Source organism: Halorientalis litorea (assembly GCF_023028225.1).
GTDB lineage: Archaea > Halobacteriota > Halobacteria > Halobacteriales > Haloarculaceae > Halorientalis > Halorientalis litorea.
Window position 1 is genome coordinate 2,698,109 of record NZ_CP095482.1, and the last position, 15,500, is coordinate 2,713,608.

Annotated in this window: 20 protein-coding genes; 11 read left to right on the forward strand and 9 right to left on the reverse strand. The window is 67.3% G+C overall.

All coding sequences use genetic code 11. The features are described from left to right. Nucleotides 1-30 precede the first annotated feature (30 nt). The 6 genes from MUG95_RS14400 to MUG95_RS14425 all read left to right on the forward strand — a co-directional run bounded on the left by MUG95_RS14400 (nucleotide 31) and on the right by MUG95_RS14425 (nucleotide 5,452). On the forward strand, nucleotides 31-1,227 hold the full coding sequence (locus MUG95_RS14400; RefSeq protein ID WP_247010499.1) for a M24 family metallopeptidase: 1,197 nt from the start codon (nucleotides 31-33) through the stop codon (nucleotides 1,225-1,227). 59 nt (nucleotides 1,228-1,286) lie between these two features. After that, the gene (locus tag MUG95_RS14405; RefSeq protein ID WP_247008913.1) at nucleotides 1,287-2,033 is read left to right on the forward strand and encodes a prephenate dehydrogenase/arogenate dehydrogenase family protein; all 747 of its coding nucleotides are present in this window, start codon (nucleotides 1,287-1,289) and stop codon (nucleotides 2,031-2,033) included. Next, complete coding sequence (locus MUG95_RS14410; protein WP_247008914.1) at nucleotides 2,030-3,481, forward strand: small ribosomal subunit Rsm22 family protein; 1,452 nt, start codon at nucleotides 2,030-2,032, stop codon at nucleotides 3,479-3,481. The genes MUG95_RS14405 and MUG95_RS14410 overlap by 4 nt, the downstream gene beginning before the upstream one ends. A 96-nt stretch (nucleotides 3,482-3,577) precedes the next feature. After that, nucleotides 3,578-4,381, forward strand: a complete 804-nt coding sequence (gene surE, locus MUG95_RS14415) for a 5'/3'-nucleotidase SurE (protein WP_247008915.1) — start codon at nucleotides 3,578-3,580, stop codon at nucleotides 4,379-4,381. Nucleotides 4,382-4,459: 78 nt separating this feature from the next. Further along, on the forward strand, nucleotides 4,460-4,708 hold the full coding sequence (locus MUG95_RS14420; RefSeq protein ID WP_247008916.1) for a DUF7120 family protein: 249 nt from the start codon (nucleotides 4,460-4,462) through the stop codon (nucleotides 4,706-4,708). 66 nt (nucleotides 4,709-4,774) lie between these two features. Further along, a complete protein-coding gene (locus MUG95_RS14425) occupies nucleotides 4,775-5,452 on the forward strand; it encodes a carbonic anhydrase (RefSeq protein ID WP_247008917.1) in 678 nt (225 codons plus the stop codon). 18 nt (nucleotides 5,453-5,470) lie between these two features. On the opposite strand, the gene MUG95_RS14430 is transcribed toward MUG95_RS14425, so the two are convergent. Both MUG95_RS14430 and MUG95_RS14435 read right to left on the reverse strand, forming a co-directional pair. Next, entirely contained in the window at nucleotides 5,471-5,776 is a 306-nt protein-coding gene (locus MUG95_RS14430; RefSeq protein WP_372608178.1) for a chorismate mutase, read from the reverse strand. Beyond that, on the reverse strand, nucleotides 5,734-6,585 hold the full coding sequence (locus MUG95_RS14435; RefSeq protein WP_247008919.1) for a shikimate kinase: 852 nt from the start codon (nucleotides 6,583-6,585) through the stop codon (nucleotides 5,734-5,736). Before MUG95_RS14435 ends, MUG95_RS14430 begins: the two co-directional genes overlap by 43 nt. A gap of 86 nt (nucleotides 6,586-6,671) precedes the next feature. On the opposite strand from MUG95_RS14435, the gene MUG95_RS14440 reads away from it, so the two are divergent. After that, on the forward strand, nucleotides 6,672-7,154 hold the full coding sequence (locus MUG95_RS14440) for a hypothetical protein (RefSeq protein WP_247008920.1): 483 nt from the start codon (nucleotides 6,672-6,674) through the stop codon (nucleotides 7,152-7,154). A 43-nt stretch (nucleotides 7,155-7,197) separates the two neighbouring features. Beyond that, entirely contained in the window at nucleotides 7,198-7,623 is a 426-nt protein-coding gene (locus MUG95_RS14445; protein ID WP_247008921.1) for a DUF5796 family protein, read from the forward strand. A gap of 11 nt (nucleotides 7,624-7,634) precedes the next feature. Here the strand turns inward: MUG95_RS14445 and MUG95_RS14450 are convergent, their stop codons facing one another. Beyond that, nucleotides 7,635-8,633: a DUF5784 family protein gene (locus MUG95_RS14450; RefSeq protein ID WP_247008922.1), complete on the reverse strand. Its 999-nt coding sequence runs from the start codon at nucleotides 8,631-8,633 to the stop codon at nucleotides 7,635-7,637. Nucleotides 8,634-8,747: 114 nt separating this feature from the next. Between MUG95_RS14450 and MUG95_RS14455 the strand changes: the two genes are divergently transcribed. Then, nucleotides 8,748-10,676 (forward strand): ABC transporter ATP-binding protein, encoded by a 1,929-nt coding sequence (locus MUG95_RS14455; protein ID WP_247008923.1) that lies wholly within the window; start codon nucleotides 8,748-8,750, stop codon nucleotides 10,674-10,676. A 4-nt stretch (nucleotides 10,677-10,680) separates the two neighbouring features. Here MUG95_RS14455 and MUG95_RS14460 read toward each other — a convergent pair whose 3' ends face one another. Next, nucleotides 10,681-11,160 carry a redoxin domain-containing protein gene (locus MUG95_RS14460; protein ID WP_247008924.1) on the reverse strand — a complete coding sequence of 160 codons (480 nt, stop codon included), beginning with the start codon at nucleotides 11,158-11,160 and terminating at the stop codon, nucleotides 10,681-10,683. A 118-nt stretch (nucleotides 11,161-11,278) separates the two neighbouring features. Between MUG95_RS14460 and MUG95_RS16920 the strand changes: the two genes are divergently transcribed. Continuing rightward, nucleotides 11,279-11,407: an eL43 family ribosomal protein gene (locus MUG95_RS16920; protein ID WP_256463858.1), complete on the forward strand. Its 129-nt coding sequence runs from the start codon at nucleotides 11,279-11,281 to the stop codon at nucleotides 11,405-11,407. Here the strand turns inward: MUG95_RS16920 and MUG95_RS14465 are convergent. Next, the gene (locus MUG95_RS14465; protein ID WP_247008925.1) at nucleotides 11,404-11,883 is read right to left on the reverse strand and encodes a redoxin domain-containing protein; all 480 of its coding nucleotides are present in this window, start codon (nucleotides 11,881-11,883) and stop codon (nucleotides 11,404-11,406) included. The genes MUG95_RS16920 and MUG95_RS14465 overlap by 4 nt on opposite strands. Nucleotides 11,884-11,979: 96 nt before the next feature. Here MUG95_RS14465 and MUG95_RS14470 point away from each other — a divergent pair, with 96 nt between their 5' ends. Continuing rightward, entirely contained in the window at nucleotides 11,980-12,219 is a 240-nt protein-coding gene (locus MUG95_RS14470; RefSeq protein ID WP_247008926.1) for a glutathione S-transferase N-terminal domain-containing protein, read from the forward strand. A 16-nt stretch (nucleotides 12,220-12,235) separates the two neighbouring features. Here MUG95_RS14470 and MUG95_RS14475 read toward each other — a convergent pair whose 3' ends face one another. The 4 genes from MUG95_RS14475 to MUG95_RS14490 all read right to left on the reverse strand — a co-directional run bounded on the left by MUG95_RS14475 (nucleotide 12,236) and on the right by MUG95_RS14490 (nucleotide 15,374). Beyond that, nucleotides 12,236-12,637 carry a cupin domain-containing protein gene (locus tag MUG95_RS14475; protein ID WP_247008927.1) on the reverse strand — a complete coding sequence of 134 codons (402 nt, stop codon included), beginning with the start codon at nucleotides 12,635-12,637 and terminating at the stop codon, nucleotides 12,236-12,238. 69 nt (nucleotides 12,638-12,706) lie between these two features. After that, nucleotides 12,707-13,468 (reverse strand): NAD-dependent deacylase, encoded by a 762-nt coding sequence (locus tag MUG95_RS14480; RefSeq protein WP_247008928.1) that lies wholly within the window; start codon nucleotides 13,466-13,468, stop codon nucleotides 12,707-12,709. A gap of 197 nt (nucleotides 13,469-13,665) precedes the next feature. Further along, nucleotides 13,666-14,115, reverse strand: coding sequence for a universal stress protein (locus MUG95_RS14485; RefSeq protein WP_247008929.1), 450 nt, complete (start codon nucleotides 14,113-14,115; stop codon nucleotides 13,666-13,668). 32 nt (nucleotides 14,116-14,147) lie between these two features. Beyond that, on the reverse strand, nucleotides 14,148-15,374 hold the full coding sequence (locus tag MUG95_RS14490) for an acyl-CoA dehydrogenase family protein (protein WP_247008930.1): 1,227 nt from the start codon (nucleotides 15,372-15,374) through the stop codon (nucleotides 14,148-14,150). Nucleotides 15,375-15,500: the final 126 nt, after the last annotated feature.

A 15,500-nucleotide genomic window follows, 5' to 3' on the forward strand; every position in this document is an offset into this window, starting at 1 on the left:
GTTTTGCCCGTCGCCCTCCGAACGCCGAGCATGGACCCCGACCTCTCGGCCCTCGACGCCCACCTCGACGAGGCGGGCGTCGACGGGTTCCTCGTGGACGCCGGCGGCGACGAATCGGACCAGTTGTACCTCTCGGGCTTCGACGCGCCGGACCCCTACCACACCCTCTACGACGGGTCCGTCCACCTGCTCGTCTCCGGGTTGGAGTACGGCCGCGCGGCCAGCGAGGCGCGCGCGGCCACCGTCGAACGCCACGCCGACTACGACTTGCGCGAACAGGTGGCGGACCACGGCCGCGTCGACGGCAGTCGGCGCGTCCTCGCCGCGTTCTGCCGCGAACACGGCGTCGAATCGGTGGCCGTCCCCGCACGGTTCCCGCTGGCGACGGCGGACGGCCTCCGCGAGCAGGGCATCGAGGTACTGACGCCCGACAGCCCGACAATCGGCCGCGGCGGCGCGAACGTCGTCGAGGAGATACGCGCGATCAAGACCGAGGACGAAATCGAACACGTCCGGACGGCACAGAAGGCCAACGAGGCCGCCATGGCCACCGCCGAGGACCTCCTCGCGGCGGCGACGGTCAGCGACGGCACCCTCCACCACGACGGGGACCCGCTGACCAGCGAGCGCGTCACGGAAGAAATCGAGGTGACGCTCCTCCGACACGGATGCGCGCTGGACGAGACGATAGTCGCCTGCGGAGCCGACGCCGCCGACCCACACGACCGCGGTAGCGGCCCGCTCGCGGCCGACGAGCCGATAATCGTCGACATCTTCCCGCGCGACAAGGCGACGAAGTACCACGCCGACATGACGCGTACCTTCCTCGTCGGCGACCCGAGCGACGCCCTGCGGGAGTGGTACGACCTCACGGCACGGGCCAAGGCGGCGGCCCTCGACGCCCTCGAACCCGGTGTGACCGGCGAGGACGTACACGACGCGGTCTGTGACGTGTACGAGGACGCCGGGGAACCGACCCTCCGGAGTGACGAGGGGGCCGAGACCGGGTTCATCCACAACACCGGCCACGGCGTCGGCCTCGACGTGCACGAGCAACCGCTCGTCGGCCCGGGCGGGACGGAACTCGAACCGGGCCACGTCGTGACCGTCGAACCGGGGTTGTACGACCCGGCGGTCGGCGGCGTCCGAATCGAGGACATCGTCGTCGTCACCGAGGGCGGCTACGAGAACCTCACGGAGTACCCCGAGCGACTCGTGGTCGCGTAACCACTCCTCGCCCGTCGGACCCGAACCGCTTTTGAGCGGCGACGGGCTACCACCGGTCGATGAACGTACTGGTCGTCGGTGCGGGCGCGATGGGGCGGTGGTTCGCCCGGACGCTCGCCACGAACACGACTGGCGAGGTAGCGGTCGCGTTCGCCGACGCCGACCCGGACGCGGCCGGCGCGGCCGCCGACACCGAGTGGGGTCGGGCAGTCCCGCTCGACACCGACGAGACGTTCGACGCCGTCTGCGTCGCGGTCCCGATGCCGGCGGCCGCGGACGCCATCGAGACACACGCCGACCGGGCGACACGGGCCGTCCTCGACGTGACCGGGAGCGCGGCGGGACCCGTGACCGCGATGCGAACTCACGCCCCGGACTGTGAACGCGTGAGTCTGCACCCGCTCTTCGCCCCCGAGAACGCGCCCGGGAACGTCGCCGTCGTCGTGGACGAACCGGGACCGGTCACTGACGACGTTCGTGCCGCCCTCGCGGCGGCGGGCAACCACTGTTTCGAGACGACACCCGCCGAACACGACAGGGCGATGGAGACCGTCCAGAGCCGCGCGCACGCCGCGATACTCGCTTTCGGCCTCGCCGCTCGGGACGTGCCCGACGCCTTTCAGACGCCGGTTTCGGACGCACTGTTCGACCTCGTCGAGCAGGTCGGCGGGGGCGACCCGCGTGTCTACGCCGACATCCAGGCCACGTTCGACGGAGCCGACGACGTGGCCGCGGCCGCCCGCGACATCGCCGCGGCCGACACCGAGACGTTCGCCGACCTCTACCGCGAGGCAACCGACCGATGAACGACGACCAGCGCGAACAGGTTCGCTCGAACGCCAAGTACCTCCGGGAGGTCCGCCCCGTCGACCCGGCGGAAATCCACGAGTACGTCGAAGGGGACCCACACCCGGCGGCCGTGCGTCGCGTCCTCAGACAGTCCGCGACCGACCTCGGCCTCCGCGAACGCGAGGACGGGACCTTCGAGCCAGTGCCCGACGGCCCGGTCACCACCCAGTTCCACGGTGTCGAGTCGTTTCCGTCCGAGTACGCACTGGCACTCGAAGACTGCCTCGTCGGGGAGTACGGGGCCGGTTGGCCCGAGGGCGAGTCCGGTGACCGACTCCGGGACCGGATTCGAAGCCTCAAGACGGACTACCTCTGGGGCAACGCCGTCGAGTACGACGGGGAGACGGCCCTCGCGTACGCGCTGTACCACTTGCCGGACTACTACGCCGCGGTCCAGTACGTCCTCGCAGACCTCGTGACGGACGGCTTGCTGACTCACGACCTGCGCGTCCTCGACGTGGGGGCCGGCGTCGGCGGCCCGGCACTCGGCCTGTCCGACCTCTTGCCGTCCGACGCCATCGTCGAGTACCACGCCGTCGAACCCAGTGGTGCCACCGTCGTCCTCGACGCGATGCTGTCGGAGACGGACCGGAACGTCCACACCACGGTCCACGAGACGACGGCCGAGGACTTCGAACCCGAGGGTGAGTACGACCTCGTGTTGTTCTGTAGCGTCCTCAGCGAACTCACGGACCCGGCGGCCGTGGTCGAGCGGTACGCCGACGCGCTCGCACCCGACGGGACCATCGTCGCCCTCGCACCGGCGGACCGGGAGACCGCTATCGGTCTCCGTGAGGTCGAGCGTGCCGTCGAACACCACCCTGCGAACGTCGCGTCAGACGGCGACGACGGCCTCACAGTCTACGCGCCGACGGTCCGGTTGTGGCCCGACGCCCGCCCGACGGACGAGGGCTGGTCGTTCGACGTGAAACCCGACATCGAGGTCCCCCCGTTCCAGCGGCGGGTGGACGAGGCGGCGACGGACCCAGACCACGACCCCGGTGAGTTCGTCAACGTGGACGTGCAGTTCGCCTACTCCCTGCTCCGACGCGAGGAGCGGCGTCGCATCGAGTTCACCCCCGACGCCGGCGAGTGGGCGCGGATGGACGAGATGGACACGCACGTCTCGAACCGCATCGACGTGGCCGCGGTCAAGTTGAGCCACGACCTGACCGACGGCCCGGACGCGAACCCACTGTTCAAAGTCGGTGACGGGAGCGAGCAGGTCAGTCACTACGCCGTCCTCACCAGGGAGTCGGCCCTGAACGAGGCACTCCGGACGGCCGACTACGGTGACCTCCTGCTCTGTGAGAACGCGCTCGCGCTCTGGAACGACGACGAGGGCGCGTACAACCTCGTCGTCGACGGCGAGACTGTCGTCGACAGCGTTCCCGCCAGCCGGTGACCGCTCGCGTGGCCGACACCGCCGGCAGTCCGTGGGTGCGTCGATTGCCACCGTGGGGAACGGTGGGCTTTTGCGCCGGCCACCCGCAGTAGTCCCATGGGCGATTTGGAGATTCTGGTGACGAACGACGATGGCATCGAGAGCACCGGGTTCCGCGCTCTCTACGACGCGCTCTCGGATGTCGGTGCGGTCACTGCCGTCGCGCCCAAAGACGACAAGAGTGCCGTCGGCCGCGCCATGTCTCACTCGGTCGGCGTTCAGGAACACGAACTCGGCTACGCCATCGATGGGACGCCCGCGGACTGCGTCGTCGCCGGCCTGCAGGCCCTCCACCCCGACGCCGACATGGTGGTTGCAGGCTGTAACAGGGGCGCGAACCTCGGCGCGTACGTGCTGGGCCGTTCCGGCACCGTCAGTGCCGCCGTCGAAGCCGCCTTCTTCGACGTGCCCGCGATGGCCGTCTCCCTGTACGTTCCGGTCGGCGAGGACGCGAGTTACTACGACGTGGACGTGGAGTACGAGGCGTACCGGAACGCGACGGACGCCGCCCGTTACCTCGCGGACCACGCCCTCGACGCGGGTGTGTTCGACCACGCGGACTACCTCAACGTCAACGCCCCAGTGCCCGAGACGGCCGCCGAGGGCGGCCCCGAGATGGAGATAACCGAACCCTCGACCAGTTACATGATGGACGCCGAACGGGACGGTGGCGAGGTGACGCTTCACGACCGCATCTGGGAGCGGATGGCGGAAGGTGAGGTGCCCGACCCCCCGGGGACCGACCGGCGTGCCGTCGTGGACGGCCGCGTCAGCGTCTCGCCGCTGACCGCCCCGCACACGACCGAACACCACGAGGCACTCGACGCCCTCGCCGAGACGTTCCCCGACAGCGTCGAGTGACGACGGCGCGGCATCGACCGCGGCCTCACCTCACGACGCAGACCGAAGGCTTACACGACTGACGGCCGCAGTACCCGTATGGCTCGCGTCGAAGTCGAACTGTCGGACCGTGTTCAGACCGACATCGAACAGATGGTCGCACAAGGAGAGTTCGTCAACTGGGACGAAGCCGTGGAAGCACTCCTCACGCGCGGCGTGTCCGCCTACGGCCCCGCCGAGGAGGCGGAGACGGAGGCGGCCGGCGAGGACATCTTCCAGCAGTCCGTCGCCGACCAGCAGGACCCCGCGATGCGCGACGAACCCGGTAACGACGAGTTCACGCTGTAACCTGTCGCCGATACGTCCGGAGCGCGGAACCGAAAACTCATTTGAAGCGTCGAGAGTCACCTCCGTATGCAGACTCTCGTCGAATTGCTGGACCGAAACGCCGACCACGCGGCCGCGTTTCGGTCCCGGTTCGACAACCTACAGGACGCCCAGCATCCCGACGTGGTGACCGTCTGCTGTTCGGACTCGCGCGTCCTGCAGGACCACATCTGGGGCAACGACGAACCCGGCCGCATCTTCACCTGTTCCAACATCGGGAACCGCGTCGTCCAGCGGACCGCCTCGGGCGAGGCAGTCTCTGGTGACGTGCTCTATCCCATCGCACACACCGGCACGGACACCGCCGTCGTCGTCGGCCATACGGGGTGTGGCGCGGTCACAGCCACGTACGACGCCATCACTGGTAGCCTCTCGGAGCCACCGGGCATCCAACACTGCCTCGATATCCTGCAACCGCGTCTCGAACCGGGCGTCGAGGCACTCCCCGAAACCGTGAACCGGGCAGGCGCGATAAACCGCCTCGTCGAGTACAACGTCGACAGCCAAGTCGAGTTCCTCCGGGCGAGCGACGACGTGCCGAGCGACGTGACTGTCGTCGGTGCCGTCTACGACTTCCAAGACGTGTATTCCGGACAGCGCGGTGAAATTCACGTAAGCAACGTGGACGGCGAGACGGACACCACGACGCTCCGGAGCGAGTACCCCGACATCGCGCCCCGGGTCGAACGGCTTTGGGAGTACTGAGCGGCCGCGAATCGGCAGTCAGCGACTGTCCCGCTGTTCGACCTTGTTCAACTCGATGAGCAGGCGGAACACCGCCTTCACGAGGTTCGAGTCCACGTTGAACCGCTCGGCGTTCTCGCCGGCCCGGTCCATCACGGCCTGTTCCTGCTGTTCGTCGGTCGTCGGGAGACCCTGCTCGTCTTTCACGGCCGCGATGGTCTCTGCCACGTACGTGCGCTGTGCGATGAGTTCGACGAGTTCGCGGTCGATGGTCTGTATCTCCTCGCGGAGTTCGTCGAGACTCATATCCTCCGGGTTCCGTCCGTCTGTGTCGTTGTTAGCCATGTCGTACCCTCTCTGTCGTTCCAAACGTCCTGCAGTGTTTCGAGTGCGTCTCGCTCGCCGACGGCGGTGAAACTCGGCCCGGTCCCCGAGAGCGAGACGCCGGCGACGCGGCCCATCGCCTCGACGAGCGGGTCGGTCGGGAAGTCGAGTGCCGCACAGAACGCGAGGCCGTTGACCGTCATCGCGCGGCCGTAGTCCCCGTCCAACGCGAGGTCAGCGACCAGTTCAGCCATCGGGGCGACCTGTCGGCACCGCGCCACGTCGGCGTCCGCGCTGAACGAGCGTTCCGGCGGCGTCCAGACCAACACGTCCCAGTCGACCTCCTCGCGGGCCAGCAGTTCGTCCTCGTCGTTGTCGGTCACCGTCACGCCGCCGAGCATACTCGCGCTCGCGTCGTCGAACGCGCCGGTGACGGTTACGCCCGCGTCCCGTGCGGCCGTGACGCCGAGGCGACAGGCGTCCTCGCGCGAGATAGCGTCGGCGGCGTCGAGTGCGTCGAGCGTCGCCAACACCGTCGCGTTGGCGGCGGCACTCGAACTCTTCAGGCCGGACGCCATCGGCACGTCGCTCTCTGTACGAACCGTCCCGCCCTCGCCGTCGCCGAACCGGTCGGTCACGAGTTCGACACACCGCTCTATCAGACGCGTGTCGGCGTCGGGTTCCGCCGCGACGGTTCCCGTCACACCCGCGTCGTCGGTCAACTCGACCGTGGCGGTGGTGTACTCGTCGATGGCGAACGCGGACCCCGTGCCCGTCGCCAGCGCGTTCAGTACCGTCCCCGCCGCCGGTGCGCGTGCCCGACCGTCCATCGATTTCCCCTCGCGCACCTCGGTACTTACTTGTGGTGGTTGCGGTCCGAGCGTGGGTTTTTGTCGTCGTCGGCCCAAGCGACGGTGTGGACGGGCGACTTCGCGTACTGTTGTCGGGCCTGCTCCTGCCACACGAACTGGTTCACTACGCCGTCCTGTGGCCGTGGCGCGACTCGCTGACGCTGACAGTCGCGCCCCGGGACGGCGCGGTACCGGCCGGCACCGTCGCGCTGGGCCGCGTGTCCGGGACACTCACCGCGGGGACGCCGACGTGGGCCATCCGCCTCGCCGCCGTCGGACCGATGCTGGTCTTCCCCACCGTGGCGTGGGTTCTCGACGCGGCGGTGTCGCTCGGTCCCGACTCCGTCCCCGTCGCAGTCCTCGTCGTCGCGTTGGCCGTCTGGGCCGTCCCGAGCGGCGGCGACGTACAGGTATTTCAGGACGCGCAGACGGTCAGCGCGGACCGGTCCATCGAAGCCGCTGGCCCCGTCACGCTGGCCTCGGAAGGACTCTCCGTCCTCCTGACGCTCGTCGCCGGGTGGGCGACGCTCGCGGTGTTGTTCGTCTGAGTCGTTCGACGGGCCTTTGACGACGCGGACGGAACCGACCGACATGACCATCCGAGAGGAGATTTCACCGGCGACGCTCCCCGTCTCGCTCACCGAGGACGGCATCGAGGTGGAGTACGCGGACGGACGGGACGTGTTCTACCGGGGCGTCCCGAAGAAGTGCGAAGGGCACGTGAAGACGGCACCCGGCAAGGACGTTCACGTCCTCGTCACTGACGAGTCCGAGTCCGAGGGCGTGTTGACCTACGTCAACGACCGCACGACGTACGACGACATCCTGAAGGACACCGGCGTCGGCCGCGTGTTGCTCGACGTCGACGAGGAGACGACGGTGTTCCCCGGCGTGACCGTTCGCAACGAGCAACACCGCGTCACCGTCGAGACGGAGCGACCCGTCGACGGCCGCGTGTTCGTCTTCGAGGAGGACGAACTCGGCGAGCGGTCGTACGAACTCGTCGAAGCGGAGTGAGCGGCGGCCGCTTACTCGGCGTCGACGCCGTCGGGGAGTGCGATGGGGACCGACCCCTTGGTGTAGCCCTCGACGGGCCGCCCGGGGCGGACCCGGAAGACGACGGCGGGGCGGTGGCGCACCTCCGGTCGTTCCCGGACGATGTCGCGCCACTGTGCGTCGGAGAACGAGGAACAGTCAACGAACAACACGACACCCCCGTCGTGGGCGGCCAACTGGCCGCTCGTCTTCGTCTCTGCCGTCTCGCGGATGGACGTGACGGCGGAGGACGCCGCCCGCGTCTCGGGCGGTTGCGGCCGGGTCACCTCGACGAGCGTCCCGGTGCCGTTCTCGTCGGCCCGGAAGTCGATGGAGTGGCCCGTCGAGACTTCGATTTCGGGGGTCACGTCGTACCCCTGTTCGTGCAGGAGTTTCGCTACGGTGAACTCGCTCATGGCCGACCGCATCCGCCCGAGGTTGAGATGTTCGCTCGTCCCGAGTTTCCCGGCCATCACGTGCCGGTCGTCGAGCGCGCCGGACGCGAGCAACTCCTCGTAGTAGGCCAACCCGTCCTCGGGGTCCGTGTCCGGGAACCCCGCGGCGTACTCTCTGAGGAACTCCCGGGAGGTGTGTCGGCCGTCCTTCGAGAGCAGGACGGGCAGGAAGAACTCGGAGATGTGCGGATACTCCGCGAGCCACGGGGACTCTTCGTGTAATTGGGCGAGGAGTTCGCGCTCGGCCCACTCGGACACCGCGTCGGGTACCTCCGCAAAACTGAACTTGTTCGTCCGCCAGAGCGTACTCGGCGTCTCGGTGTTGCCGAGCCAGTAGCCGCTACCGTTCCAGCAGAACAGCGCGATGTCGCCGTTGTCCATCTCGAAGCGACGACAGTCGTATCCGTCGGGACCAGCGTACCACGGGCGTGTCATCTCCGCGCCGAGGTTCGAGTCGAGGGGCTGCAGGATATCGTTGCGAACGCGTGCGAGGGTCCAGTTACCCGTGGACCGTCGGAATCGGAGGGGCTTCGCCACAGTTGGGTTAGGCCACCTCGGCTTATATACGTGTTGTGCGGTAGGACGGCCGACACGTTCCTGCCGTGGGCCGACTTCGCGCCATATTTCCGAGTCGAACCGCTTTGCGTGGACATGGCCGACGAGCACGGCGGGTTCGAAGACGTTCGCGAGAACGTGGACGGCCACCCGATTCTGAACCTGCTCGGCTACGCGCGCCCGTACTGGCTCACGCTCACCGTGGGCGTCGTCGCCTCCTTCCTGACCCGTTTCGCTCGTCTCGTCCCGCCGCTCGTCGTCGCCGTCGCCATCGACCGCGTCGTCCTCCAACAGGGCGACCCCGGCCTCCTCTCGGACGTGGGGCTGGTCCCGGGCGGCGAAATCGCCGGCGAGGCGGCCCGAATCGCCCTGCTGGAGCGGTTAGTCCTCATCGCCGTCGTCGCCTACCTCGTCCGCTCCGTGAGCCGATTCGGCTCGCGCTATCTCATTCAGGCGACGGCTCAGAAGATACAACGTGACCTCAGAAACGACACGTACGACCACCTCCAACACCTCTCGCTGGGCTTTTTCACCGACCACCAGACCGGCGGGATGCTCTCGATTCTCAACAGCGACATCAACAGACTGGAGCAGTTCCTCAACACGGAGTTCCGGCAGTTCATCCGGATGCTGGCGACGGTGGGTGGTATCGCGTACATCCTCTCGACGTACTCGGTGAAACTCGCCCTCATCGCGCTCGCACCGGTCCCCATCATCGGGCTGGCGTCGGGGCGGTTCCTGACGTGGATAGAGCCACGCTACAAGTCCATCCGCGAGACGGTGGCGCGGCTGAACACCCGTCTGGAGAACAACCTCGGTGGCGTCGCCGTCGTCAAGGCGTTCAACCGCTACGAGTTCGAGCGCGACCGGGTGGCGACACAGAGCCAACAGTACCACGACGAGAAGGTAGCCGCGCTCCGCATCCGCCGGGCCTTCTTCGCCGGCCTCCGCCTGCTCACGGGCGTCGTGTTCGTCCTCGTCCTCTACGTCGGCGGCCGCGACATCATCGTCCTCGGGACCGGCGAGGGGGCCGCGCTCTCGGCCGGTGCGTTCGCGCTCTTTTTCCTCTATCTCCGCCGCCTCTACTCGCCGATGCGCCGCATCGGCAAGTCAGCGAACAAGTACCAACTCGCCAAGTCGAGTGCCGAGCGCGTGTTCGGCCTGCTCGGGCGTGACCCCGACCTGACCTCACCCGAGGTCCCGCATCGACCCGAGTCGGTCGCGGGGGAGGTCACGTTCGACGGCGTGACGTTCGGCTACCGCGAGGACGACCCGGTGATTCGGGACGTGTCGCTCGACGTGCCCGCGGGCACCACGGTCGGACTGGCGGGCGAGACCGGGGCGGGCAAATCGACGTTGTTGAAACTCGTCCCCCGGCTCTACGACGTGGACGCGGGGGCGGTGAGCGTCGACGGTGTCGACGTGCGCGAGTACGACCTGCGGGCACTCCGTGAGGAAGTCGCCATCGTCGAGCAGAACCCGTACCTGTTCTCGGGCACCGTCGCCGAGAACATCGCCTACGGCGACGAACTCGCCTTGGCCGTCGAGAGCGGGCGGGCCGACCCCGGTGTCGCGGAGGCGGACGTGCGCGAACAGGTCCGGGAGGCCGCTCGCGCCGCCGCGGCCCACGAGTTCGTCACCGACCTGCCCGACGGTTACGACACGCAGGTGGGCGAGCGCGGCGTCAAACTCTCGGGTGGGCAACGCCAGCGGGTCGCCATCGCGCGGGCACTGCTCAACGACCCCGCAATCGTCGTGTTCGACGAGGCGACGAGCGACGTGGACACCGAGACGGAGGACCGCATTCAGGAGAGTCTGGACCGCCTCATCGAGGACCGGACCGCGTTCGTCATCGCGCACCGACTCTCGACTATCAAGGACGCCGACCGCATCGTCGTGATGGACGACGGCGAAATCGTCGAGTCGGGAACCCACGCCGACCTCTTGGCCGCCGAGGGCGAATACGCGTCGCTGTGGGCGGCGCAAGCGGAGGGCGACGGGTCACGGCCCGTCGCCGACGACTAAACTCTCAGGCGGAGGCCTCGACCGCGTCCTGCACTGCCTCGAAGTCGGGTTGGGTGTGGGGGTCGTCGGCGACCCACTTGTACGTGATTTCGCCGTCGCTGTCGACGACGAAGACGGCCCGCTGTGCGAGGCCGTAGTAGCCCATGTCCGCGAAGTCTATCTCCACGTCGTAGGCGTCGATGACCTCCTTGTTCGTATCGCTGAGCATGTCGAACTCGAAGCCGTTCTCCTCGCGGAACGCCTTCTGTGCGAACGGCGAGTCGACGCTGATACCGTACAGCGTCGCGCCCATCTCGCGGTAGGCGTCGATGTCGTCTTGGAAGTGACTCATCTCCTCCTTACACGGCGGCGTGAACGCGCCGGGGAAGAACGCCAGCACGAGGGGGGCATCGTCCAAGTGCTCGGAGAGCGTGAACGGTTCGGGGTCGCCGTCGTGAGCGCGCGATACAGTGAAATCGGGGGCTTCGTCTCCTACGTCAGGCATACGTCACACTATACGGCGGACGGCATCTTAAAACGCGGGCGTCACTGATTCGGCCTGCCGGCGTCCCGTGACCGTCGCGGGCGGGACACTCAAGCCGCTGGCGGACGCCCCTCCGATTGTGACGCTACTCGTCGATATCGGCTGTCCGTCGTGTGACCGGGTTCGGCCCGTTCGGAAGGTCGGTATCGGGACGTACCGCTGTGGAGCCTGTGGGCACGAGTTCGGCCACGACGAACTCCAACCCTAGAGGTCGGCGACGGCCGCCTCGACTTCCTCGTGGGGGAGCGGTGCTATCCACTCGTCGGCCACGTAGGCGAACTCGGCGTTGCGGTCCGGGTCGAGGACGAACACCGACCGCCACGGTGTCGAGACGTTCGCCATGTGGTGTCGGTCGGTCAGGAGGTCTAGCCTCTCGGAGATGCCGCCGTTCACGTCCGCGAAGGTCCGGAAGGCGTCGACGCCCAACCAGCGGAGGAACTCGTTTTGGGCGTACGGTCCGTCACGGCTGAACCCCAAGACTGGGACGCCGTCGAACTCGTGCCACCCGTACTTCTCGAAGCGTTTCCACCAGTTCTGGGCGATGGCACTGTGGACGAACCCCGTCGAGACGAGGACGCCGCCACGCTCACCGAGTGCGTCGGAGAGGCGGGTCGAACGGAACGTCTCACCGTCACAAAGCAGTGCCTCGAAGTCCGGGACAGTCTCGCCCTCTGTCGGTGGCATACCACCTCGTGGACCGCCCGTCACAAAAACCCTCGTCACGGCACCGAACGCGGCGACACCCCGAGGCTTTAGACGTGTTGGCCCCTACCGGTGGGTATGTCGCTTACACTGTACCAACTCGAAGGGTGCCCCTACTGTGAACTCGTGATGGACCGACTGGAGGAACTCGACATCGACTACGAGACGGTCTGGGTCGAGGGACTCCACTCCAAGCGGAACGAGGTGGCTCGCGTCTCCGGCCAACGGCAAGTCCCTGTCGTCGTCGACGACGATACCGGTGTCACGATGGCCGAGTCCGAGCGCATCCTCGAATACGTGAACAAGACCTACGCCTGAGCGGTTCGGTCCGCCCTCACTCGTCCAGACTGTGTGGGTCCAGCCCCGGGTCCTCGACGGGCGGGGCACCGATGGCCAGCACGACCCCCTCGTCGTCGCCGACGTAGCGGTGGCCGTGGCCGACTTCCGGGCCGGCGGCCCAGAACGCGCCCGGCCCGACTTCCACGAACTCCTCTTCGCCCGACCGGCCGAGTTTCAGCGAGAACTCGCCTTCGACGACGTAGTAGAACTCCTCCTGTTCGCTGTGTGCGTGGTACTGTATCTCGTCGTCCGGTTCGAAGTGCCACAGCGTGACGTTCATCTCTTCGAGTCCCATCGTCTCCCCGACGGGCCGGATGTTCAGGTCCGGCGGCACCGCCTCGATCTCCGAGAGGTCTGTTACCGGTACGTCCTCCGTGTCGAGTACTTCGTACTCCATGGCAGGCATCACCACGGCACCCCGGAGTAAAAGCGTAGGGGGCGGTGTGGCCGTTCGGGGCCGCTCGCGTCAACCGACGAGTTCGTCCCGGACGCGGGGCAACACGTCGGTCACGTCGGCACGGAAGTCGTACTCCGCCCGGTCGGAGAGCGGCGTCGAGTCGAGGTTGTTCACCACGAGCGTCGCGCCCCGCTGTGCCGCCTCCCGGGGGAGCGAGGCCGCGGGTTCGACGGTCAACGAGGACCCGACGACCAGAAAGAGGTCGGCCGACTCCGCCGCCGCGTGGGACCGCAACAGCGCGTGTTCGGGCAGTTGCTCCCCGAACAGCACGGTGTCGGGTTTGAGTATCCCATCGCACTCCTCACAGGTCGGCGGGAGGTCACCGTCGCGGGCGCGGTCCATCACTGGGTCCGCGTCGACCCGCCGCGAACAGTCCTGACAGACGACGCGGGCGGCGGAGCCGTGAATCTCGATGACTTCCTCGGACCCCGCCTCCTGATGCAGTCCGTCGATGTTCTGGGTGACGAGTGTATCGAGGTGGCCGGCGTCCTCGATGTCGGCCAGCGCGTGGTGGGCGGGGTTCGGCCCCACACCGTCCTCGTAGAGCGCGTCCTGCAGTGCCACCCGGTCCGCCCAGAAGCCGTCGGGGTCCGCCCGGAATCGGTCGATGTGGAAGTCCATCGGGTCGTGTCGCTCCCAGAGGCCGTCGTCACCTCGGAAGTCCGGGATGCCCGACGCCGTGCTGACCCCGGCTCCGGACAGCGCGACGACGTCGCCGCTGTCGGCGATGGCCCGCGCGACGAACTCGATTTCCGATTCGTCCACAGTCATGCCCAGTGTTCGATGGTGGACGGTGAAAAACTCCCCGTCCGACTCGGGTCGACGTGGCCGCCGCTCGCTCGCTCAGAACCGCACCAGTGAGTGGGGAGTCCGCAACTCACTGGTGGCCGACTGTTTTCGAGACGGTACGTAAATTGATTTTACCTATGATATTCGGATATTTATAACCTAACGCGACGCGTGTCCGCTCATTCGGTGTGGCGGACGATGTGGACGTCGTATCGCGGGTCCTCCGAGATGGGACTGCCGACGCTGGTGACGGGCGTCGAGACGCGGCCCGCGTTCTCGCTCCCGATGAACACGATGGACGCGTCGGACTCGTCGGCCATCTCGCGGATAGTTCGGGTCACGTCGTCGATGAGCGTCGCCGTGAACGAGTCGCTCGGTTCGGGCCGCCGACAGACGACGGTGGCCGACGGTGCGATGTCCCGGATTTCCCGCTCTAACCGGTCACAGAGCGCGTCGAAGTCGACGCTCTCGCCCTCGTCGACCCAGCCCCGTTCGCGCGCGAACTCCTCGTCCTCGGGGACGATAGTCAGTGCCAGCACCTCCTCGTCGCGGTACGCCGCGAACTCCGTCGCCCGTTCGAGGGCCGTCCGCGAGAGTGCCGACCCGTCGTAGGGGACCAAAAGCGTCATGTCCTGTGATTCGTCGGCCCGCGTCTTAGGTGTCAGGGCAGGCCGAGTTGCTTGGCGATGGTGTTGAGTTGTATCTCGTCGGTGCCCTCGACGATGCGGAGGATGCGGGCCATTTGGAGGTGGTCCATGAACGGGTTGTCCTCGGCGACGCCGTTGCCGCCGTGGACCCCCACGATGTCGTCCGCCGTCTCCCAGAGGGCGTTCGTGGCGAACCATTTGAAAATCGAGGACTCCTCGATGGCCTGGTCGCCCTCGTCCATCGACCACGCCAACCGCAAACCGGCGGCGTCGGCCGCGTACGTCTTCGCCCGGGCCTTCGCTATCTTGTGTGAGATGCCCTGGAACTTCCCGATGGGGCGGCCGAATGCCTCCCGGTCGTTCGCGTACTGGACGCCGTGGTCGATGAGGTTCTCCGCGAGGCCGACAGCCTCCGCACCGAGTTCCAACCGACCCAGCGAGAGGAAGTCCATCGCGTTGTAGAAGGCGGCGTCGGGTTGGCCGAGTACTCGGTCCTCGGACAGACGCACGTCGTCGAAGACGAGTTCGGCCTGGAGCCCCTCCATCCCGACGGCGTTGTTCAGTGACCCGATTTCGAACTCGTCGTCCTCGACGATGAAACAGGAGATGCCGCCGTACCGGCCGGCGTCCTCCTGGGGCGTCGTCCGTGCGAACACCTGCACGAAGTCCGCGTACGGGCCGTTCGTAATCCACTGCTTGCGCCCGTTCAGGACCCACTCGTCGCCGTCCTTCTCGGCCGACGTGGACATGCTCGGCGAGTCCGACCCGACGCCCGGTTCGGTCTGTGCGAACGCCGTGGATTTCTCGCCCCGCACGGCGGGCTTCAGGTACTCTTCGACTTGCTCACCCTCGGCCTGCATCAGGAGCGGCTTCGGCCCCTCCGGTCCCGCGAGAACGAACTCCGTCAGCCCCGTCCCGTGGCTGGCGACGTGGCGTTTCGCCCGGTACCACGTCACGTTCGAGACGTTCTCGCCGCCCACGTCCTCGGGGAGGTTCATCGCGTAAAAGCCCGCGTCGGCACTCCGCTTTCGGACCGTCTGGATGGCCTCCTGTACCTCGGGGACCAACCGACCGTCGTCCTCGTGGCGCAGGCGTGGATTCGTCCACGTCTCGCCCAACTCCTGTTCGACCGGCTCGACCTCCTGTTCGATGAACTCGTCCAGACTGTCGAGGATGAGGCTCGTCTCTTCTGTCGTGTCGAAACTGACGCCACCCGGCGGCTGTGTGCCCTCTGTTGCCATGGTACGGGACTACACCGACGGCAACTTAAATCCCGTGTTGTGTTTATCGGCAGTCACGAGGTGTCTGCTCACGAGACACCGGGAGGCGACACTCGTCCGGGGGTGGACTTATTGCGCTGACGTCAG